The organism is Lacticaseibacillus kribbianus, from assembly GCF_020180945.1.
In the GTDB taxonomy this organism is placed as follows: domain Bacteria; phylum Bacillota; class Bacilli; order Lactobacillales; family Lactobacillaceae; genus Lacticaseibacillus; species Lacticaseibacillus kribbianus.
The window spans coordinates 1404681-1425189 of the sequence record NZ_JAIPUL010000001.1 but is presented as its reverse complement, the minus strand read 5'-3'; the positions used below and the strand labels follow the sequence as shown (position 1 = coordinate 1425189).

The 20509-nt window shown below is 49.4% G+C and carries 17 protein-coding genes; 13 read left to right on the top strand and 4 right to left on the bottom strand.

From position 1 onward, the window contains the following. Nucleotides 1-178 precede the first annotated feature (178 nt). Nucleotides 179-1543, top strand: coding sequence for a DUF2252 domain-containing protein (locus LE416_RS06810; RefSeq protein WP_225047705.1), 1365 nt, complete (start codon nt 179-181; stop codon nt 1541-1543). A 90-nt stretch (nt 1544-1633) separates the two neighbouring features. On the opposite strand, the gene LE416_RS06805 is transcribed toward LE416_RS06810, so the two are convergent. Next, a complete protein-coding gene (locus LE416_RS06805; protein WP_225047704.1) occupies nt 1634-1789 on the bottom strand; it encodes a hypothetical protein in 156 nt (51 codons plus the stop codon). Between the two features lie 571 nt (nt 1790-2360). Between LE416_RS06805 and guaA the strand changes: the two genes are divergently transcribed. The 4 genes from guaA to LE416_RS06785 all read left to right on the top strand — a co-directional run bounded on the left by guaA (nt 2361) and on the right by LE416_RS06785 (nt 10385). Next, nucleotides 2361-3911, top strand: a complete 1551-nt coding sequence (gene guaA, locus LE416_RS06800; protein ID WP_225047703.1) for a glutamine-hydrolyzing GMP synthase — start codon at nt 2361-2363, stop codon at nt 3909-3911. A 679-nt stretch (nt 3912-4590) separates the two neighbouring features. Next, nucleotides 4591-6180 carry a type I restriction-modification system subunit M gene (locus LE416_RS06795; protein WP_225047702.1) on the top strand — a complete coding sequence of 530 codons (1590 nt, stop codon included), beginning with the start codon at nt 4591-4593 and terminating at the stop codon, nt 6178-6180. Further along, nucleotides 6173-7318 carry a restriction endonuclease subunit S gene (locus LE416_RS06790; RefSeq protein ID WP_225047701.1) on the top strand — a complete coding sequence of 382 codons (1146 nt, stop codon included), beginning with the start codon at nt 6173-6175 and terminating at the stop codon, nt 7316-7318. The genes LE416_RS06795 and LE416_RS06790 overlap by 8 nt, the downstream gene beginning before the upstream one ends. 55 nt (nt 7319-7373) lie before the next feature. Beyond that, nucleotides 7374-10385 (top strand): type I restriction endonuclease subunit R, encoded by a 3012-nt coding sequence (locus LE416_RS06785; protein WP_225047700.1) that lies wholly within the window; start codon nt 7374-7376, stop codon nt 10383-10385. Nucleotides 10386-10560: 175 nt separating this feature from the next. Here LE416_RS06785 and LE416_RS06780 read toward each other — a convergent pair whose 3' ends face one another. The 3 genes from LE416_RS06780 to LE416_RS06770 form a co-directional block, all read right to left on the bottom strand. Beyond that, complete coding sequence (locus tag LE416_RS06780) at nt 10561-11490, bottom strand: site-specific integrase (protein ID WP_225047699.1); 930 nt, start codon at nt 11488-11490, stop codon at nt 10561-10563. 56 nt (nt 11491-11546) lie between these two features. Continuing rightward, a complete protein-coding gene (locus LE416_RS06775; RefSeq protein ID WP_225047698.1) occupies nt 11547-12170 on the bottom strand; it encodes a restriction endonuclease subunit S in 624 nt (207 codons plus the stop codon). A gap of 321 nt (nt 12171-12491) precedes the next feature. After that, the gene (locus LE416_RS06770) at nt 12492-13790 is read right to left on the bottom strand and encodes an IS1380 family transposase (RefSeq protein WP_225047697.1); all 1299 of its coding nucleotides are present in this window, start codon (nt 13788-13790) and stop codon (nt 12492-12494) included. A gap of 233 nt (nt 13791-14023) precedes the next feature. Here LE416_RS06770 and LE416_RS06765 point away from each other — a divergent pair, with 233 nt between their 5' ends. The 8 genes from LE416_RS06765 (at nt 14024) to LE416_RS06730 (ending at nt 20441) form a co-directional block, all read left to right on the top strand. Beyond that, nucleotides 14024-14395 carry a DUF1304 domain-containing protein gene (locus LE416_RS06765; protein ID WP_125706724.1) on the top strand — a complete coding sequence of 124 codons (372 nt, stop codon included), beginning with the start codon at nt 14024-14026 and terminating at the stop codon, nt 14393-14395. Between the two features lie 471 nt (nt 14396-14866). Beyond that, a complete protein-coding gene (gene mscL, locus LE416_RS06760) occupies nt 14867-15235 on the top strand; it encodes a large-conductance mechanosensitive channel protein MscL (protein ID WP_225047696.1) in 369 nt (122 codons plus the stop codon). Between the two features lie 108 nt (nt 15236-15343). Beyond that, nucleotides 15344-15592 carry a GlsB/YeaQ/YmgE family stress response membrane protein gene (locus LE416_RS06755; protein ID WP_033572653.1) on the top strand — a complete coding sequence of 83 codons (249 nt, stop codon included), beginning with the start codon at nt 15344-15346 and terminating at the stop codon, nt 15590-15592. Between the two features lie 15 nt (nt 15593-15607). Continuing rightward, on the top strand, nt 15608-15748 hold the full coding sequence (locus LE416_RS06750) for a hypothetical protein (protein WP_164507541.1): 141 nt from the start codon (nt 15608-15610) through the stop codon (nt 15746-15748). 576 nt (nt 15749-16324) lie between these two features. Continuing rightward, nucleotides 16325-16495: an IS110 family transposase gene (locus LE416_RS06745; protein ID WP_225047695.1), complete on the top strand. Its 171-nt coding sequence runs from the start codon at nt 16325-16327 to the stop codon at nt 16493-16495. 190 nt (nt 16496-16685) lie between these two features. Beyond that, complete coding sequence (locus LE416_RS06740; RefSeq protein WP_225047851.1) at nt 16686-17756, top strand: IS30 family transposase; 1071 nt, start codon at nt 16686-16688, stop codon at nt 17754-17756. Nucleotides 17757-17893: 137 nt separating this feature from the next. Then, a complete protein-coding gene (locus LE416_RS06735; RefSeq protein WP_225047694.1) occupies nt 17894-18433 on the top strand; it encodes a hypothetical protein in 540 nt (179 codons plus the stop codon). A gap of 727 nt (nt 18434-19160) precedes the next feature. Further along, nucleotides 19161-20441, top strand: a complete 1281-nt coding sequence (locus tag LE416_RS06730; RefSeq protein WP_225047693.1) for a replication initiation factor domain-containing protein — start codon at nt 19161-19163, stop codon at nt 20439-20441. Nucleotides 20442-20509: the final 68 nt, after the last annotated feature.

Below are 20509 nucleotides of genomic sequence, written 5' to 3'. Positions count from 1 at the left end.
GCGGCGCGAGGCGTTCGGGCTCCGGACCGGCCGGCATGGCGCTTCCGGCTCTGCCTCGGCCCGGCGCCTTCAGTCTTGACGCGTTGACAACGGAGCCCGGGCTGCGATGCTTTTTCGCTTGCACCGCCCGCCTCGCTGCGGTAGCGTGAAGTTAGCGAGATAGATAGGAGGCAGGACGATGCGCAGTGAGATGTTGCAGGAGCTGACCCGGTTGCGGGGCGAAAAGGGGATTGCCAGCGTTGAGGCGCTGCGCGAGCGCGGCCGGGCCCTGCGCGAGCAGGTGCCGCTGGCCGCGCTCGGGCGGCGGCCGGTGATTCAGCGCGACCCGGTCGCGTTCATCGACGCGATTGAGGCCCAGCTGATTCCCGCGCTGTTGCCCAAGCGCCACCAGCGCATGGCGCAGAGCCCCGCGGCGTTTTTCCGCGGCACGGCCGAGCTGATGGCGTACGACCTCAGCCACGAGGTCAAGTCGGACATCCGCGTGCTGGGCGACGGCGACGCGCACCTGCAGAACTTCGGCTTCTACGCCTCGCCCGAGCGCAACCTGCTGTTCGATCTCAACGACTTCGACGAGGCCGCGCCCAACCCGTTCGAGTTCGACGTCAAGCGGCTGCTCACCTCGGTTTACCTGCTCGGCGCCCAGAACCACTACGAGGAAAACGACCTGGATCACCTGGCCGCCAAGGTGGCCAAGACCTACCGCAAGACGCTCAAAAACGCCTTCAAAAAGGGCGCGCTGACGCGTTTTTACACCTCAAGCGCCGTACGCGACCTCGCCGCGGCCCTGCCGGAGTCGGCGGACCTGGACTTCGTGGCGGCCATCAGCGACCGCGCGCAGAACCGCGACAACGAGTCCGTCGTCGCCAAGTACACGACCGTCCAAAACGGCCAGCTGCGCTTCAAGGTCGCGCCGCCGCGCTCGGCGCGCGTCGACCCCGGCACCGAAATTGCGCTGATGAAGGGCATGATCGCCTACCAGCAGACCACGCGCGCGGACGTCGCGCTGCTGCTCAGCCAGTACCACACCACCGACATCATCCGCCACAGCGTCGGCATCGGCAGCTTCGGGACGTCCTGCTACCTCGTGCTTTTGACCGGCCTCGGCGGCTCCCACCTCGTGCTGCAGGTCAAAGAGGCGCTGCCGCGGCGCCGCGAGCTGACCGCCCCGGTGCAGGTGGACCTCGCGCGCGAGGTCAGCGAGGGCCAGCGCATCATCGCCGCCCAGCAGATTTTGCAAAAAGCCTCCGATCCGTTCCTCGGCTGGTTCAGCCAAGGCGACAAGAGCTACTACGTCCGCCAGTTCCGCGACATGAAGGAGTCCATCGACGTCGCCGCACTGACCTGGCCGCAGTTCACCGCGTACTGCCGCATCACCGGCTACCTGCTGGCGATGGCGCACGCGCAAAGCCCGACCGCCGCAATCGCGGCCGGTTACATGAACCACGACTTCGACGCCGCCATCCAGCACTGGGCCAAGGGCTACCTCGGTCAGGTGATCGACGATTACGCCGCCTTCGTGGCCAAGTACGCACCGGCCAAGTAGCCACGAACGCCCACCGCAGACGATAGCGGTGGGCGTTTTTGCATGGCAGGCAAGCAAAAAGCACGCCGGAGAAGCGGCGTGCCTGATGGTCTAGCAGGGAATGATGAAGAAGATGAACAGCGGCGCAATCATCGCCAGCATGCCGACGGCCAGGGCGACCTTGGCCAGCCGCCCGCGGTGCGTCGCCAGGCCGAACACGGCCAGGCCGAGAACCAGGATGCCGGTAATCGTGAAAGGTAAGAACATGAGGCGCCTCCTAACTGTCGGGCCAAGCGCGGCCCACGTGACTTGTTGATTCTAGTATAAGCCCGGTGTGTGCGGGGCGCACGAAAGGGGGCGGGGCTTGAGCAAAGCTTAACAAGTTGAGGATGAGGATTCATCGTGGTGCCAGACACTGAATCCGGGTTCGAGTCGAGCTGAGCGGGAATGATGCGTCGTGCAAGATATCAGAGACGCGAAACTTCTCGGTGATACGGTGGAGGCGATCGGTACATCGAATGATCAGGTATCCGCTATGTAGGGCGGAGGCGCGGACCGGTCACGACTGGAGGCGGAGGGCCAAGGCGAGCCAGCGTGAAATTGCTGTTAATCGGCGGGCTTTGCCGATTTACAGCAAGGGCGGTTCTGGAGACCGCACTTCGGCTCCAGAGAGCCCCACGCGTTCCGCCGCCTTGGCCCGTAGCCGGAAGTCGTGGCCAGTCCCCGCCGGAGCCCGGCCCTAAAACCGCTAAGTTCGCTCGGCTCCGCCCTCTACCATTGACCTTACTGCAAGTTTTCAGTATCATTGATGTAATTCAAAAGAGGAGCGTGGCAAAACGTGGCTAAGACGACCCAGGACTATGATCAGATCATCGTTCTCGATTACGGCAGTCAGTACAACCAATTGATCACGCGGCGCATTCGTGAGTTCGGCATCTACTCCGAGCTCAAGCCGCACACTATTTCCGCTCAAGAGGTGCGCGAGATTGCGCCCAAGGGGATCATTTTCTCCGGCGGACCGAACTCCGTGTACGATGAAGGGGCGCTGGACGTCGACCCCGAGATCTTCGAGCTGGGCATCCCGATTCTGGGCGTGTGCTACGGCATGCAGCTGATGGCCGAGCGACTCGGCGGCCGCGTCGAGTCCGCCAAGAACCGCGAGTACGGCAAGGTCGACATCAAGGTCACCGACGACTCCGCCAAGCTGTTCCAGGACCTGCCGGCTGAGCAAACCGTGTGGATGAGCCACGGCGACCTCGTGCGCGCCGTGCCGGAGGGCTTCCGCGTCACCGCCACCTCCGACAACTGCCCGATTTCCGCGATGGACGACGACGCGCGGAAGTTCTACGGCATCCAGTTCCACGCCGAGGTTCAGCACACCCGCTACGGCCACGAAATTCTGCACCATTTTGCCTTCGATGTCTGCCACGCGACCGCCAACTGGAACATGGGCGACTTCATCGAGCAGCAGATCACCGCGATTCGCAAGGAAGTCGGGGACAAAAAGGTCCTGCTCGGCCTCTCCGGTGGCGTGGACTCCTCCGTCGTTGCAGCGCTGCTGAACAAGGCCATCGGCTCCCAGCTCACCGCCGTCTTCGTCGACCACGGCCTGCTGCGCAAGAACGAGGCCGACCAGGTGATGGCCGCGCTGTCCCGCGACCTCGGCGTCAACATCGTCAAGGTCGACGCCGCCGACCGCTTCCTCGGCGACCTGAAGGGTGTGACCGACCCTGAGCAAAAGCGCAAGATCATCGGCCGCGACTTCATCGAAGTCTTCAACGAAGAGGCCCGCAAGCTCGACGGCATCGAGTACCTCGCCCAGGGCACGCTCTACACCGACGTGGTCGAGTCCGGTACCGACACCGCCCAGACCATCAAGTCCCACCACAACGTCGGCGGTCTGCCGGACGACCTACGTTTCAAGCTGATCGAGCCTTTGAACAAGCTGTTCAAGGACGAGGCGCGCGAGCTCGGCGAACGCCTGGGCATCCCGCACGAACTCGTGTGGCGCCAGCCGTTCCCGGGCCCGGGCCTCGGCATCCGCGTCCTCGGTGAGGTCACAGAAGACAAGCTCGAGATCGTCCGCGAATCCGACTGGGTCCTGCGCGATGAGATCAAAAAGGCGGGCCTGGACGAAAGCATCTGGCAGTACTTCACCGTTCTGCCGGGCTTCCGCAGCGTCGGCGTGATGGGCGACGGCCGCACCTACGACTACACCATCGCAATCCGCGCCATCACCAGCATCGACGGCATGACCGCCGACTTCGCCCGCATCGACTGGGAAGTCCTGCAGAAGATCTCCGCCCGCATCGTCAACGAGGTCGGGCACATCAACCGCGTGGTTTACGACATCACGTCCAAGCCGCCGGCAACGGTTGAATGGGAATAAAAGGTACATGTTAATTGAGTCCGGAATGTTGATTTAACGGCGTTTTCGGGAGATGCAAAGGATACGATTGGCGGGGAAATTATTACGTTCCCCGCCAAAATCCCCGCCAAGTTTGGGCTGTAAAAGCCTAATCAGGCAGGGATTTTTTTGACTAAGCCGATGATTTTTGGGAGGGTCTGTGTAACTGGTGAATCGCTGCACGCTAATAGTAGCGGAATCGGGTCTGATGTTCCAGACGGGTGCAGTACCTAATCTGCTCCAGCAGATGCCGGTGAATCAAGCCTACGCTCCTAGCCGCGATAATCCAGTTGGCGTATGTCCTTTCTGGAAGGTTGATGTCGCCATGGTGGACAGTGTTGTTAGTATGTTGATATTGGGGTATCCATCTTGATCTGGACAATATCAGATTTACCAGCAATTGAAAATATGTCATCACAATGATGTGGCAAGTGTTCTACAAGATGATGTAGGGTGAGAAACTGTTCCATTATCTCATGATAAATGATAGGTGTCAGCCTATTTGACAAAGAGCTATGTATTCTTTATGCGGTTACTATTTGTCCAGAAAGCATCCTATATTGGAAACTTACCCTGAAACTCCACCGAATTCTCTGTATAATCAGGATGAGAACAAATGCTCAGATAATCACTCTTGAGCCAACAAATAGGGGGTAACACGATGGCGTTAACGCACGAAAGAGAAGCACTGATCTGGAAAACCTTGAATGACACTCGGGGTAAGATTGAGCCGTCACAGTATCAGAACTATGTCTTCGGTGTGATGTTTTACAAGTTCTTATCTGAGAAAGCAGAGAAGTGGCTAACAAGCGTGCTCCGTGGTGAGACCTGGGCGAATGTATGGGCAGAAGATGCGGGCAAGGCTGCCGAGTTTATGCAACGCAATCTGGGGTATGTGATTCAGCCTGGTGATATGTTTGATGACTGGAAGACGGCCATCGATGAAGATAAGTTCAATGTGACCATGGTGGCAGACGCCTTGCTTCATTTTGACCAAGGGGTAAGTTCGGACGCTAAGCATGATTTCGCTGGGATTTTTGCCGACATGGATTTGACGTCTTCGCGGCTTGGCGCAAATGCACAGACGCGGACGACAACGATGATTAGTTGGATCGAGTTGATGGATAAGATCGAACTGGACGACAACGCGGATGTGCTCGGCGATCTCTATGAGTATTTGATTGGAATGTTTGCCGCAAACTCCGGTGCAAAGGCCGGGGAGTTCTATACGCCGCACCAAGTTTCAGATATCATGGCGCGTATTCTGACCGCTGGCCGTGAAAATGTTGAGGAATACAGTCTCTATGACCCTGCACTGGGGTCCGGCTCGTTGCTTCTGACCACGGCGTCATATATGCGTAACGCCGGGGTGCGTGGTGCGATCAAGTATTACGGACAAGAGCTGATCACGACGACCTTCAACCTTGCCCGCATGAACTTGATGATGCATGGCGTTGAATATAATGATATCAACTTGCGCAACGCGGATACGCTGAACAACGACTGGCCGGATGGCGTTATTGAAGGGGTGGATAACCCGCGGATGTTTGATGCCGTAATGGCCAACCCACCGTATTCGCAACACTGGGACAATCAAAACCGAGAGGACGACCCTCGGTTCAAGTTCGGTGTGGCGCCGAAGACTAAGGCGGATTATGCCTTCTTGTTACACAGCCTTTATCACTTGAAAGCTGATGGTCGTATGGCGATTGTGTTACCACACGGCGTTTTGTTCCGAGGGGCCGCGGAAGGAAAAATTCGGCAAGCACTGTTAGACAATCACAATATTGCTGGGATTATTGGGCTGCCAGAGAAGATTTTTACCAATACCAGTATTCCAACAATCATCATGATGTTAGAGAAGAACCGTTCATCAGACGATGTGATGATTATCGATGCGTCCAAGGGCTTTGAGAAGCAAAAAAACAGTAATCGATTGCGTGAAGAGGATATCAACAAGATCGTTGAAACCTATTTGACGCGCAAGGATGTTGATAAATATGCGCACCTTGCTCCGTTAGCTGAAATCCAAGAAAACGACTACAACTTAAACATTCCGCGATATGTGGATACTTTTGAAGAAGAGGCACCAATTGATACGGCGGCACTGCTTGCTGACATGAAGTCTATTTCAGAAGAAGAAGCCAAGCTTAACACCGAATTGAAGGAAATGATGGCAGATTTGGTAGTAACCGATTCGGCTGATCAGAAGCTCCTCGATGACCTGAAGGGAGTTCTAGACTATGAGTAAAGATCGAGGAAAACAGAGGCTCATTCCGACCATTCGTTTCAAAGGATTCACTGACGATTGGGAACAGCGTAAGCTCTCAGACGTTGCAACTTTTTGGGATTCGCAGCGGATACCTGTCACAGCAAGTGATAGGGTTCCTGGGGAAACTCCATACTACGGCGCTAATGGTATTCAGGATCATATTGAGGGTTATACACATGAAGGAACTTATGTGCTAATTGCTGAGGACGGCGCAAACGACCTAATAAACTATCCAGTTCAGATTATTGAAGGTCGCTCATGGGTCAATAACCACGCGCATGTCGTCCAAGGGATAACCGCCCAACTTGATACAAAATTTTTAGCCTACAGAATCTCTTCTATGGATATTTCTCGCTGGCTGGTTGGTGGCGGACGTGCAAAGTTAAATGGCGAGGTTCTCCAAAAGATGCCAATAACCATTCCAAGATCTGAAGAACAAACTATGATCAGAAGGTTACTTTCGAACTTAGATAAAACGCTCGTTCTTCATCAACGTAAGTATGAAAACTTACAGGCAGTAAAAAAAGAATTATTGAAAAGAATGTTCGCTTCTGACAAGAAACCAGTCCCTGATTTTCGATTCAATGGATACACTAACGATTGGGAACAGCGTAAGCTCTCAGACGTTGCAACTTTTTGGGATTCGCAGCGGATACCTGTCACAGCAAGTGATAGGGTTCCTGGGGAAACTCCATACTACGGCGCTAATGGTATTCAGGATCATATTGAGGGTTATACACATGAAGGAACTTATGTGCTAATTGCTGAGGACGGCGCAAACGACCTAATAAACTATCCAGTTCAGATTATTGAAGGTCGCTCATGGGTCAATAACCACGCGCATGTCGTCCAAGGGATAACCGCCCAACTTGATACAAAATTTTTAGCCTACAGAATCTCTTCTATGGATATTTCTCGCTGGCTGGTTGGTGGCGGACGTGCAAAGTTAAATGGCGAGGTTCTCCAAAAGATGCCAATAACCATTCCAAGATCTGAAGAACAAACTATGATCAGAAGGTTACTTTCGAACTTAGATAAAACGCTCGTTCTTCATCAACGTAAGCTCGAAGACCTCAAACAACTGAAGAAAGTCCTTCTGCAGAAACTGTTTGTATAGTTCGACTTTTTCAGTACGGCGAACACATCTCAACGAAACAGGAGGGGGAGCATGTATGGCAGAAAATAAATTTGAAGATGCCGTGATCGAGAAGCTAAAGAATGAGGGGTGGACTTATCGCAAAGACCTTTCCGGTGTGACGGCGCCGCACCTGTATGACCATTGGCGAGAGATTCTAAATCAGAATAATGCAAGAAAACTGGATGGCAAGGAACTCACAGACGGCGAATTTGCACTGATTAAGCAGGAAGTTGCCAAGAACAAGACACCGTATGACGCGCAGTTGATGTTAGCCGGTTCCGGCGGAGTCGGTACGGTGCCGTTGTTACGTGAAGATGGCACCAAGTTAGAAATTGAAATCTTCTACGGAGATGAAGTGGCCGGTGGCCGCTCACGTTATGAGATCGTTAACCAGATCACCTTCACTGACTTGCCATATACCCTCAGCAAGAAACGCCGCATCGACGTGATGCTATTGATCAATGGGTTGCCTGTGGCACACATTGAGGAGAAGGACGAATCCCTTCAGAATCAGTGGAACGCCTTCGAACAGCTGCAGAAGTATGATGGCGACGGGATGTACACTGGCCTGTTCTCATTTGTGCAGGTGCAGTTCATCTTGTCACAACATTCAGCTCACTACTTGGCACGACCACGAAGCACTGAGGATTATAATAAGGACTTTTGCTTTGGTTGGCGCGACGACAACGGCAAGGACGTTACGGATACCATGACCTTCATTCACCAGGTAATGGGGATTCCAGCGCTACATCGGCTGGTCACCGTCAACATGATCCCTGATGAATCTAATGACAACTTGATGGTCATGCGCTCTTATCAGATTCAAGCAACGCGCGCGATCCTGGATCGGATGCGTACAATGGATGCCAACGGCTTGATTGAAAAAGAAGGCGGGTATGTGTGGCATACCACTGGCTCCGGTAAAACGGTCACTTCTTTCAAAGTTGCGCAGTTATTGGCAGCGATGCCGCGTGTGCGCAACGTCTTGTTCATTGTCGATCGCGTCGATCTGATTAACCAGACCTTCGAGAACTTCAAGTCGTATGCTTATAAGACGTTTGAAGATCGGATTCAGGTGGTGAAGGGACATGAACTCAAGAAGGCACTCAAACATAGAAAGGCAGCCTCACACATTTTCCTGATCACGGTACAAGGTTTGGATAAAGCGGTAAAAGCAGGCCTGACCTCCGATGAGCGCAATGTCATTCTGATGGATGAGGCGCATCGTTCGGCCAGCGGCGATACCGTGAAGCGAATCAAGGCGGCTTTTCCTAAGACCACATGGTTTGGCTTTACAGGCACGCCGAATTTCTATAGCGATGAAGTCAATGATGTGACCACGTCGCGCGCAATTTCTACTTATGACGTTTTCGGCAAACGCCTACACCGATATACCATCAAGGACGCGATCGGCGATGGCAACGTGTTGGGCTTCGATGTGACCTATAGTACGGTGGATGTGGAAGCTGACGCCAACACTGAATGGACGGAAGAGGAACTTGAGCGGGAGGTCTACACGTCGCTTCCTTATCGGCAGGAAGTGGTTCAAGATATTCTCAATCATTGGGCTGACGACCATTCTGGTCCGATTGAGATGGGGGTTCGCCAGCCCAATCAGTTCCATGGGATCTTTGCGGCTTCTGGCAAACAGGCAGTGGTGGCCTACTACAACCTGTTTCGAGAGATGGCACCAGAGCTGCGGGTGGCGATGACCTATTCGCGTGATGAGGCGAATGGTGTCGGTAGTTCAGATTTGCAGGCCGCCTTGAAGAAAGCGATGACAGACTATACTGCCTTCTTTGGCACACAAGATTTTCTCAACAGCCGCAATCCGGAACGCGACTACCTGAACGATATCACGAAGCGGTTGGCCCACAAGAAGCCCTACAATCATCGGCTGACCGCCGCCGAAGAGGCTACGATGCCGCAACGCCTGGACCTGGTGATCGTTTCTGATCAACTCTTGACGGGGTTTGATGCCAAGTATGTGAACGTGATCTACTTAGACAAACTACTTAAGGAAGGTATGCTGATTCAGGCAATGTCACGGACTAACCGCACCATCGACAAGAACGCGAAGCCGCACGGGAAGGTGCGCTTCTTCCGTAAAGGCGAGTTGATGGAGGAGAATGTCCGCAACGCATTGATTATCTATACCAAAGGTGGCAACGACACGATCGAAGACGCCAAGAAGCAGCCTGATGATTCTGAGCAACAAGACTTATTCGATGATGATATTCTGGCGCCTAAGATGGCGACACAGATCAACGACTTGGCACCGAAAATCGCGCGTTTGAAAGCAATCGCAGGGGATGACTTCAGCCAGACGCCGCGTTCTGAGAAGGAACAACTTGAATTTGCTGTCATCGCTGCCGAAGTGAATCAGAAGGTCCAGCGATTGGTCCAGCAAGGCTACGCTTTTGGCTCGGCAGTCGATGACTTCGATGAGAAAGGCAAACCAACTGGTGAGAAAGTCAGGTTGGCTATTCAAGACAAGGATCGCTTCAGTGCGCTCCAGGCACGGCTCAACGATGTCAACGAACTACTCCCTGATGATAAGAAGATCGACCTGACCAATATCAAAGTCGCAATTGATCTTTACAACCACGAGATCATCGACTACGACAAGCTGGTTGAGTTGTTGAACACCTATATCGACGATACGATTCCGGCTAACCGTGATGCGGTTGAAGATCATATCACACCGATGGATGATGATAACCGGTCAGAGATCGAAGATATCCTAGATGGGATCGAAAGTGGTGATTATACTGAACACTTTGATACAGATTCCCTTCAGCACGCGCGCCGCACCATCCGCACGGAGAAGAAGGAATTGAAGATCAGACGCTGGTCTGCTGACAATAATTACAACGGGAATGCAATCATGGAAGCATATGATTGCTATTTGCCAGGCGTTGGCCTGAATGACAACCCGAAGCTGAAGGATCGTATTGACAAGATTGAAGAGTCAGAGAACTTAGGATTCTTCGAAACCGCTGACTTCGAAGACGGATTATTGGCATTCTTTTCCGCATTGAAGTGAGAATCAGTCTAGAAAACGTCGAAAAGGCCTTTTTCTTGCTGAAGTTAGCCTTTCAAAACATACAGCGCTTTATCGAAATCCCCGACCGTTATTCTGCATGTAGCAGTGGTAACGATCGGGGATTTATTTCACTAGAATGATCTATTTTAGACTAACGATGCACATGAGCGACAGATTAGATCAGCCCAGATAGGAACCGCATTGCCTTGTCGGTATCTTGGCTTTCTAATTCTTGAATGATATGGAGATAAGTTTGCTGAGTCGTCGTCATGTTGGAATGGCCGAGTCTGCGGGCCACACTCGCAATCGTTACGCCAGCGAATAGGAGTAGAGATGCATGGGTATGGCGAAGCCCATGAATGGAGATTACTGGTACGCCAACATTCTCACAGTGTTTGCGAAGTTGGTTGTTGACCGTGGAGTTGAAGACTCTGCCATTAACAAATATTGGTTCATCCTCTGGCAGATCTTTGACAAGCTGGGAGAACTGGGTAATTGTCTGCCAGTCGATTTGGATTCGACGCTTTGAGCTGAAGTTCTTAGTTGGCTGAAAGCCACCGTTAGCTGATTTATAGTTCCAAGTTTGCTTGATATTCAGTGATTGGTGCGTGAAGTCAAAGTCTTTTGGGGTCACGGCTAACGCTTCAGCAAAGCGCAGTCCAGTTTTGGCAACTAGAAGGAGGAACCAGTCCCAGTTCGGTGTATCGCTAAGATCCAGATCTGAAAGTACTGCATGTAGTTCAAACTGATTGAGGTATTTTGCCTTTTTCGGCACAGGGGCCATTCCTTTAACGACGATTTTGCGGGTTGGATCGGTTTTGATTAGACCCTCATCGAACGCATCTAACAGTGCACTTCGCAGGTGGTGATGAAAGGCGAGTACGGTCTGGCGTTCATGGTTGTCGGCAAAAAGGTTAAGTAATTGTTGGTAAGTTTTACGGTCGATCTGATTGAGCGTAAGTGTCGGTGCGAGTGCAATCAGATGATGATAGGTCATGTCGTATTTCTGCAAAGTGACAGTGCGAACCGCACCAACTTTGTAAAGTTCGTACCATTCTTTGAAATAGCGGTAGAAGAGTGAACTCTTTGTGATGGTAGTTTCCATTGTATAGCCTCCGAAATATTTAATTGATGAAATCCGTTCATCGCTCATACTGTAATTCAAAATCGATAGGTAATGAAATAATGTAATTTCGGAGGTGGAAGGGAAAAATACTTACGTTGATGAAGAGCGACAGTCTGAGATATCTCATCAAGAACTTTGGCGATCTTCACGGCTTCATCGTCGTGAGTGATTGAGATAGTCAGGTTAGATACGATTCCAAGGCTTAGATTGGCTTGACCGCCTTCATTTGCCAACCTACGAATCCTAGAGTAATTGGACTCAAGTTGGTAATACACAATCTTGGTTAATGATGAATTGTGTACGGTTATATTGGCATTTGCTTGGTTAGTTGCTGCATCCATCCCTAAGATGCCAACCTGTCCACGTGTTTTACCTTGACCGTACATGGCCATCACAATACTACCTTTAGGAATCATTTTTGCGGCAGAACTCGCCATCCCATTTGAAGTTATTTTTTCTGCGGTATCCACAATAAGTTGATAATTAACTTCTGCGGTAGTGACCCAAGGAATATTGCCATTCCAGTATTCAGCAACATCACGTCTGGGGGTCCCTCCAGACGAAATTGAACTAATTTCATCAAGCTTACGTTGTTCCCAAACGTACGAATGTTTGACCGAGATATCATGGTTAACAATATGATGCATTTTTAGTGTCAAATAATGCGTCAAATAATGCGATAAAGCATGTAAATCGCCATATTATCGCCTCGATTATTGGAACTTTATGTGAGAACGTTCCAATAATGTAAGCTTTCATGTTTTTGAAAATGAGCACTCGACACTCCAACATCGGCGCTATAATAATCCTGATTCATTCATAGGTTTGTGAAATACAACCATAGGCTCAATAGCGACACTAACTTCGCCATGCCGAATCAATACACCTTGATTTTGGCCAACTTATTCAGAGTCGGCGTCGCCAAATAGACCGAACGTATTTCAACACTTCGGCCAGGCCCGACCATTTAGTTGCTTTGGTCACGTTTGCAAAATATCGTTCAACACATTGCCTATAAAGCCACTAAAAACTTGGCTTGAAGCTAAATGTAGGACGATTCGGTGCGCGTGATGCGTGACCTTACCCGCAACATGGAGCAATTCAAAGCGCAAGGTTGCGATTGTCTTTCGTGCGTCAAAAGGTATCAAAATGAGTTTGAATAGTTGAACGATGTTGTAAGCAACAGCACTGATCAAGGCCCTAGCAGCGTTCATCGTAAACGAGTGACTGTCAGTCTTGTCGAAAGCAAAACCGGCTTTCAATTCTTTGATCAGATCTTCGACTCTTCCGCGTTGACGATAGCGGGTGATCAATGTTTCACACGGAATCTTCGTATCATTAGTGACCAACCAAGTATGATCGTCCCAAAGAAAAGACTCAGCCTTACTTTCAGAATGCACGATCACGCGATAATTATCCGCCCAAGTTTTAACTTGATAGTCCAGTTCGTGGTCTTCACTTTGAAAATCAGTCGTCATCTCAGTGGCTTGAGTTGCCGTTGTGGTGAGTTCGTTAATGCGGTTATTCTTCTTCAGCCGGACAATAAATTTAACACTGCGCTTGGCACAGGCTGCATAAAACTCTGGCTTGGCAAAGCCTGAATCACCGCGGACTGTGATGTTCATATCAGGGCGTAAGGCTTTAAGATGATCAAGGATCGGGGCGATGAACGTATCAGCATCGCTACTGGTATAGACGTTACCCGGGCGCAACTGCGCACCTAGTGAAAGCCCGGTGGCATCATCAAAAACCAGCAGAGGGTGATAGCCATTAGCTGAATAATGACCATTATAGGTTGCGTGTTCTTGATGGCCGAAGGTATCCGAGTGTGTGGAGTCGATATCAAGGATCATTTCAGTGCGTGAAGGATCTTTAAGGACCACATCAGCCAGTTTCAGCAACAGGTTTTGGATTTCAACCAGATTATCTTGAGTCAGGCTTGCGATGAAACGTGAAATAGAAGCTGGAGAGGCCACACCACACTCACCTAAAGCAGTCCTAATAGCAGGATCCTGACGCCAAGTATTTGCCGCAGAGTCAGTGCAATAACCGGCAATCCGGAGCATAAGCGTAAATTCAAATAGATCTACGAAAGAGATCTTGGCAAATTTTCGCTCATCATTAAAGAAAATCGTATTACGAATCAAGTTTTTGAGGTGGATCCGATTGGCAAATTCAATTGGTAGTATCATTCCAGCATCATTGGATAATTGTCCGGCGTCGTTGATAACAGATAAATGAGGATTGCATTGAAGTGAAGTTGCGCGTAGTCTAAGCATTGTGTTATGGCCTTCATATTGTTGGTTTTCAGCGACTCTACAATATCACAAGACCGCACCCAGTGGGTGAAAAACACAAAGCAGCGCAACTTCATGCCAGTCATGAGGTTGAGCTGTATTTTTTCGTGTTTAAGAATAATCCAGGCTAAATGTTCTCCCGCTCCGAAGTCTGTTATACTATGCTTTATCGTATAAATTTCAATTTTAATGAATTTCTTTAGGGGGAATAGGTAATGCTATTTGTAAAGGATATGTTCGTGCTACTAGTCGCCGTTGAGGCATTGCTGATAATGCTTCTCGAGATGTTTGGCACCCAAACAAAAATGGCCCGTAAGGCTTTTGACTTGTCAAAAGGATATCTTGCCACCAAAGAAGCCAAATCATCGATGGCAAACCAAGGACTATATAATGGATTCATCGGTGTAGGCTTGTTATATGCTCGATATGGGCTCAGTGGTGGTGCCTCCTACCACGTTCAGATTTTATTCGTGGGTTTTGTCGTGCTTGCTGCCGCTTTTGGATCACTGACAGCTAACAAGAAAATCATATTTACACAGGGTAGTCCCGCAATCGTAGCGCTTTTTCTGCTTATATTTGTACACTGATGTGCTCCTCATAGTAAGATAAACTTTGGCTCCTAAAGAAACGGTAAGAATCGTTAGATATGCCAGTTAATTCTGATGAGGATAAGCAATTGAAAGTATTATTGGCCTGCCATCCGGTGGGCTTTTTGATTGCAAAAAAAATAAGCCCCATATAGGGACTAGGGTGTACTAATTGGTATGCACATGGTTGGTACACGTGACTACTCTGTGGTCTTTCATGACGTGCAAGTTATATGGGCCTCGCCTCTAGAATGAGTTATTATTGAGTGCCACGGGTGCTCAAAATATCGGTATAAAAGCATTTCTAGTTTTGGGCTTGTCACTGATTTGCACTGATTTTCAAACCTAGGTGATTATCTAAATAGCTAGGCAGACGCCAGCTAATTCATTATGAGGCGCTATTTTTAATTTTCAGAACGTCCCCACTCTGCTATAATTCTTTTCGTAACATAAAATTTGGAGGCATTCAAAATGATTAAAGAATTTAGAGACTTCATTATGCGTGGCAACGTTCTAGATCTTGCAGTAGGTGTCATTATTGGCGGTGCGTTCACCGCTGTTGTAACTTCCCTGACCAAAAACTTGATCAACCCAATTATTTCTATGTTTGTAGGTAAGGCTGATTTAAGTAAGCTATATTTTACATTTTTGAACGCAAAATTTACGTATGGCAGCTTTCTTAACGACGTCATTAACTTCTTGATCACTGCTTTTGTAGTCTTTCTTATTGTCAAGACGGTTAATCGTATTATGCCGTCTAAGAAACCTGATGCTCCTGTTGTTTCGAAGGAAGAACTCTTACTTACACAGATTCGCGATTTACTGCGCAATTCAAAATGAGCTATCATAAGTATAAGAGGGAATAGATACCTTCGGCTTTCTTTTTGGCCTTAACTCCTGTATACTTATAATTAGTAACAAAGAATATATTTAATGGGAGGGATTTACATGCACTTCATTTGGTCACTAATTGTTGGCGCAATAATCGGTGCTATTGCTGGCGCTATTACAAGCAAAGGAAAATCGATGGGTTGGATTGCAAATATTATTGCTGGGCTCATCGGATCATCTATTGGTGAAGCACTACTCGGCCATTGGGGTCCTAAACTTGCTGGTATGGCAATAATTCCATCGATAGTTGGTGCAGTGATTGTCGTAGCGGTTGTATCATTCTTTGTTGGTAGATCTAAAGATTGATTGGAGGTCATATGCATGGATGCTTTAAAATCAATTTTTACATTTATGGTAGCCAGCACTTTGCTGGTTGGAGGAGCTCTGGTAGCTGGTACAATTTTGGCAGCCAAGGAAATAGATAAGGCTGGGGATAAATTGCAGGATTCGATTCATGACTAATGATATACGGGCCGTCTGTGATAGACACACGTTCGCAAAATCCTGCTGAAAGCGTAACTTTCAGCAGGATACGGTACGGTTGAGGTACGAGAAGACCTGATGCTACACACGGCAAAGGGTATCGTGGTTTAAAATGCATCGAAATTAACCCCAGCTCGGCATGTCAATTGGCATGCCGAGTTTTTTTACTCTTTCAACGAGCTATACCAATTACCTAGCGGCACGAAAAGCTGTGAGCTCAGACAAAAAGTACTCCGGCGGGCTGGTCATGGAACGCAATGTCGCTCGTCGGAGCTAACTCGCAAAAACCGCGAGTGGATCTCCTTGTATATTAGATTTATCAGTTAGCACCACAAATGGACTACACTGATAATGAGCGCTGCGGATTAGTTTGATCTCCGACAGACCTTGTTAAGGTACTGGTTCGAGAAGGCTCTAACCACAGCTTTTTGTCATATTGTTAATGAGTTAGATAACACGTGGTGCACTGCGCTTCGATGTTTAATTTGACGCAAGGTTACATCGGCAAAAAGCTTGTGGAGCACAGTGCATCTACATATTTGAGGAGCGAGTGAGATGTTATACGTAGGAATTGATGTCGCCAAGAACAAACATGACGTCGCAGTTATTGACTCTGAAGGAACCATTTTTGTCAGACACCTTGAGATCACCAACAACAGCGAAGGCTTCCAGTGTCTAAAGCAGACGCTGCACAATCTCATGCGAGCAACTGGCGACACTGTTTAAGTAGGGCTAGAAGATACTGGCCACTACTGTTACAACCTCATCTCGTTCCTACGGCAAAATGATTTTGCCCCGCGTTTTACAATCAAGTTAGCCACTATCGTTAGCACTCAGACAAAATAAAAAACACCAAGTCGATACGACCTGTTATCATTAAAGTTCCTACACAATTAATGAAAGAGGTATCGTCTTGATGCAAGAACAGAATATCATGTCTCACACCAAAGGTCACCATCTGACTGCTTTCGAACGTGGAAAAATCGCTGCACTTCATGGAGAGGAGAAGTCAAATCGAGAAATTGCACGCATACTTGGTATCTGCCGGCAAACCGTCGCCAACGAGCTAAACCGAGGCCAAATCGATCAGGTCCAGAAGGTCAATGGCAAGCGTGTGTATCGCACTGAATACAGCGCTGAGGCAGCCCAGCTTCGCTATAAAGAGAACCGGCGGCGATGCCACAGACCCCTCCAGATCGTCCAAGCCGCTGACTTCATCGCCCACTTCACAGAACACTTCAAACAAGACGGCTGGTCCCCAGACGCCGTGGTTGGTCGCGCCAAGAAGAAGAAGCTCTATCGACCTGAGGAGATGGTTTGTACGACGACGCTGTACAACTACATTGATGCTCAGCTCCTGGAGATCAAGAATATTGATCTGCTGGAGAAGACCAGCCACCGCATCAAGCATAAGGCCAACACTCAGCACAAACGACTGCTTACTGGACGTAGTATCGATGAGCGCCCGAAACGTGTGGATAGTCGCCGTGAGTTCGGCCACTTCGAGCTAGACACAGTGGTGGGTAAGCGTGATGGTCAAGAGAGTGTCATTATGACGTTCATCGAACGCAAGTCACGTTTCCAGTTCATGCGTCTGATTGACGGCCGCGACGCCGATTCGGTAAACTACGCCATGCGCGGTATCGTTGCGGAGTACGGCGAGGTCATTAAAACGGTTACTGCCGACAATGGCTCTGAGTTCGCCGACCTAGACTCGGTGCTCGATGGCGTGACCACTGTGTACTATGCGCACCCATACCGTTCCAGTGAGCGCGGCACCAACGAGGTCCACAATAAGATGGTTCGGCGAGACTTCCCCAAAGGTGAGTCCTTAGACGCTGTCAGCCCACTAGCTGTCGCCGAGACTCAAGATCGGCTCAACCGCCTCCCTCGTCGCCAACTCAAATATCGCACAACCGAGGAAGTCTTCATCGCTGAGCGCGCTCGAGCTCAGCGACGAGCTGCCAAGTCAGCCGTAGCCAGCTAACTCAACTCATCAAAGGTAACAGTTCGCCTCACGGTGTCGTGCCACGGAGTGGCTAACTTGTTCTTGCAATTTGCGAAAATGATTTTGCCGTGTTTAGCTATAATCCCTAAAAACCGCAATTTCACAAGGGGAAACATTTGCCTGAAGCCTTACGTAATCAGATAGTGACTAACTTTGATTTTGACAAACTGGAGCAGTTAATTCGAAATCGTCGGCGAGGGGGATACTTCAAGGAAGACTGGGAGCAATACTGGCCCGGCTTCGGATTAAAACGGCTTTGGCAACACGTTTGTCGATCGTTAAATTGTCCACAGAGAATTCGTGCTGAAGTGAAGCACGTTATTGGAGCAAGGCTCAATGAGTTTTATAATGCATATAATGATTGCATTATTTCCGATGAAAATCTCCCAAGTCTTGATATACGTGACGCATTTCAAGATTACACGCCAGATTATGCTCAAAAGTCATATTTAGAAGGGCAAAAACTGTTTGCCAATATTGCACATGAATTTAATAAAAAACATGGTGATGATGACGCCGACGTTGACTATCTGCTTAAATTTATTGATGTAGCAAACCAAGCTCTGGATGTGCCACTATCTTTGGAAAATTCGGTAGACGGTGTGGTATGCGATTACTTCGTTAAATCCGTTGAGACGAAACTATCGAAGATGTGACATTCGAGTTTTTACTATTCACACCCTGAGATAAAATACTCAGTTTTGAATTGCTACTATTTAGTTGATTTCAACGCCGCCTATCGAGGTGCGATGAATCTTAATGAGTGCTGTAGCGCTGTGATGCTGATACTCTTGCATGCCGTCACGATGTATCTGTAATCCACAACAGGGAGGCTACCGAATAGTAACAGCAGTGAGTAGATTGATTGGAGAGTTACAATGGTCGACATCTATTACTGTGTCGGCCTTTTTTGGTTTCCAAACCGATATTATGACCGCAGTCAATGGTGTGGGTATTTCCTTTTCAGAGAGCGTCGGAATAGAATTATTATTCATAAATCTCGCGATCTATATTGCGGATGGTCATATTGATATGCGCTATATCGGCGCGTAAAGCCGATAACATTAAGAGTTTGTTACAGTACCAGCTTTTGTTTCAAAGCGTGTCCCACAAACTGTCTGTATATGTTGAGAGCGAAAGTTCTCGCAGACCTTCCGGAGGGGTCTTGCAACGTACGCCGCCGTGCGCGGCGTGCAGCGCGAAAGCCGCTAGCGCGAGCGGCGGCGGTCGGCGTTAGCCGGCCGCCACAAGCCCCCGGTCTCTAATAGGGGGGCAAATATTAGAGACAAAATACACGTAAGTAGGACGAAAGCGCCGGTGGCAAGCCACTTTGCGTAGGCAGATAGGTGGCTTTGCTGTCAGGTTGCTTCGAAAGGAGCTAACATGCTGAAAGATTTGAACTTAGTCGGCGGGATGACGAATATCGACTGGCTAAACCAGTTTCATGATGAGATGCGCATGCACAAGATTACTCAGGGTCAATTAGCGAAGACGGCTGATTATAGTCGGTCGCATTTGAACCAGTTGCTGACAGGGAAGAGTCCGATTAACAAGCAAGCGCGATTGCGATTGACATTGGCACTGCGGTCGTTGACCGGCCAGAACAACGTTGACGTCTGTATTGATTACTTGGGCGTTACCTTCAAGTCGCACGACTATGAAGAACTGGTGACCGAACTGTTCCAGATTAACCTGAATCACTTTAATCTCAAAGAAGGGGCGCGATACGGGTACGCGGCGACCTTCAAATGTGGTGAAATCGATGTGTTGCTGTCGCCGTATCAAGATGTGAATGCAGACGGTTATGATCCAAGCGAAGACAGTGGCACAATGATTGAACTGAAGGGCCAAGGCTGCCGCTATGTTGAATCGTATTTGCGCCAGCAGAATCGCACCTGGTACGACTTCCTAGAGACGTGCATTGCGCTTGACGGTCATTTCACCCGAGTTGACCTCGCCATCAATGATCGCAATGGCTTGCTTGACGTACCAACCTTGATTGAGAAGTGTGACCGTGATGAATTCACCTCACGTTTTCATGGTTTCCGAGATAATCGCACCAAGCAGTGGAAGGTATCGGGCAGAACCTTGTATCTGGGGTCGCCGCAAAGTGAAGTGTACTTCTGTATTTACGACAAGGCTTTTGAGCAACACCAGAAGCACCCTGAGATTGCGATTGAAGATCAGCCGATACGGACACGCTTTGAAGTCCGGTTACGTCGCAAACGCGCCGCTGCGGCAATTAAGAATTTGTTGGCAGAGCATGATCCAGAGAAAGTTGTGTTCGGCATCATCAATCGCTACCTGCGTTTTTTGACGCCGAGTCACAAAGCGAAGAGTCAGTGGGCGACAGATCCGCGCTGGGATGCTTTCATCGGCAATTATCGCGACAAGCTGCGACTTTCTACCAATCCTGAACCATTGAGTTACGCGCACATTACCCGTTGGCTCAAGAAGCAGGTCGCGCCGTCGCTGAAGATGTTGCAGCTGATTGATCAGTACAATGGCACTACTGAGCTGAAGGCGATTATTGACGGCGGCAAGTTGACGCAACGCCACTGGGACTTGATTCACCACTATCAGCATCACCGCAACGGCGTTTTGACGGATTCAGAACCGAGTGAGACATCAAAAAAGAGCGACTATGCCGACCAAAGCAAGTAGTCACCCTTCACAGATAAGATTTGGGTCCTATCTGGTTTGATTATCTCACTTCAATCAATGAGAAGGAA

Coding starts and splice junctions, on each gene's coding strand:
- LE416_RS06810 (WP_225047705.1), top strand. CDS start 179: ATGCGCAGTGAGATGTTGCAGGAGCTGACCCGGTTGCGGGGCGAAAAG.
- LE416_RS06805 (WP_225047704.1), bottom strand. CDS start 1,789: ATGTTCTTACCTTTCACGATTACCGGCATCCTGGTTCTCGGCCTGGCC.
- LE416_RS06795 (WP_225047702.1), top strand. CDS start 4,591: ATGGCGTTAACGCACGAAAGAGAAGCACTGATCTGGAAAACCTTGAAT.
- LE416_RS06790 (WP_225047701.1), top strand. CDS start 6,173: ATGAGTAAAGATCGAGGAAAACAGAGGCTCATTCCGACCATTCGTTTC.
- LE416_RS06785 (WP_225047700.1), top strand. CDS start 7,374: ATGGCAGAAAATAAATTTGAAGATGCCGTGATCGAGAAGCTAAAGAAT.
- LE416_RS06780 (WP_225047699.1), bottom strand. CDS start 11,490: ATGGAAACTACCATCACAAAGAGTTCACTCTTCTACCGCTATTTCAAA.
- LE416_RS06770 (WP_225047697.1), bottom strand. CDS start 13,790: ATGCTTAGACTACGCGCAACTTCACTTCAATGCAATCCTCATTTATCT.
- LE416_RS06765 (WP_125706724.1), top strand. CDS start 14,024: ATGCTATTTGTAAAGGATATGTTCGTGCTACTAGTCGCCGTTGAGGCA.
- mscL (WP_225047696.1), top strand. CDS start 14,867: ATGATTAAAGAATTTAGAGACTTCATTATGCGTGGCAACGTTCTAGAT.
- LE416_RS06755 (WP_033572653.1), top strand. CDS start 15,344: ATGCACTTCATTTGGTCACTAATTGTTGGCGCAATAATCGGTGCTATT.
- LE416_RS06750 (WP_164507541.1), top strand. CDS start 15,608: ATGGATGCTTTAAAATCAATTTTTACATTTATGGTAGCCAGCACTTTG.
- LE416_RS06745 (WP_225047695.1), top strand. CDS start 16,325: ATGTTATACGTAGGAATTGATGTCGCCAAGAACAAACATGACGTCGCA.
- LE416_RS06740 (WP_225047851.1), top strand. CDS start 16,686: ATGCAAGAACAGAATATCATGTCTCACACCAAAGGTCACCATCTGACT.
- LE416_RS06730 (WP_225047693.1), top strand. CDS start 19,161: ATGCTGAAAGATTTGAACTTAGTCGGCGGGATGACGAATATCGACTGG.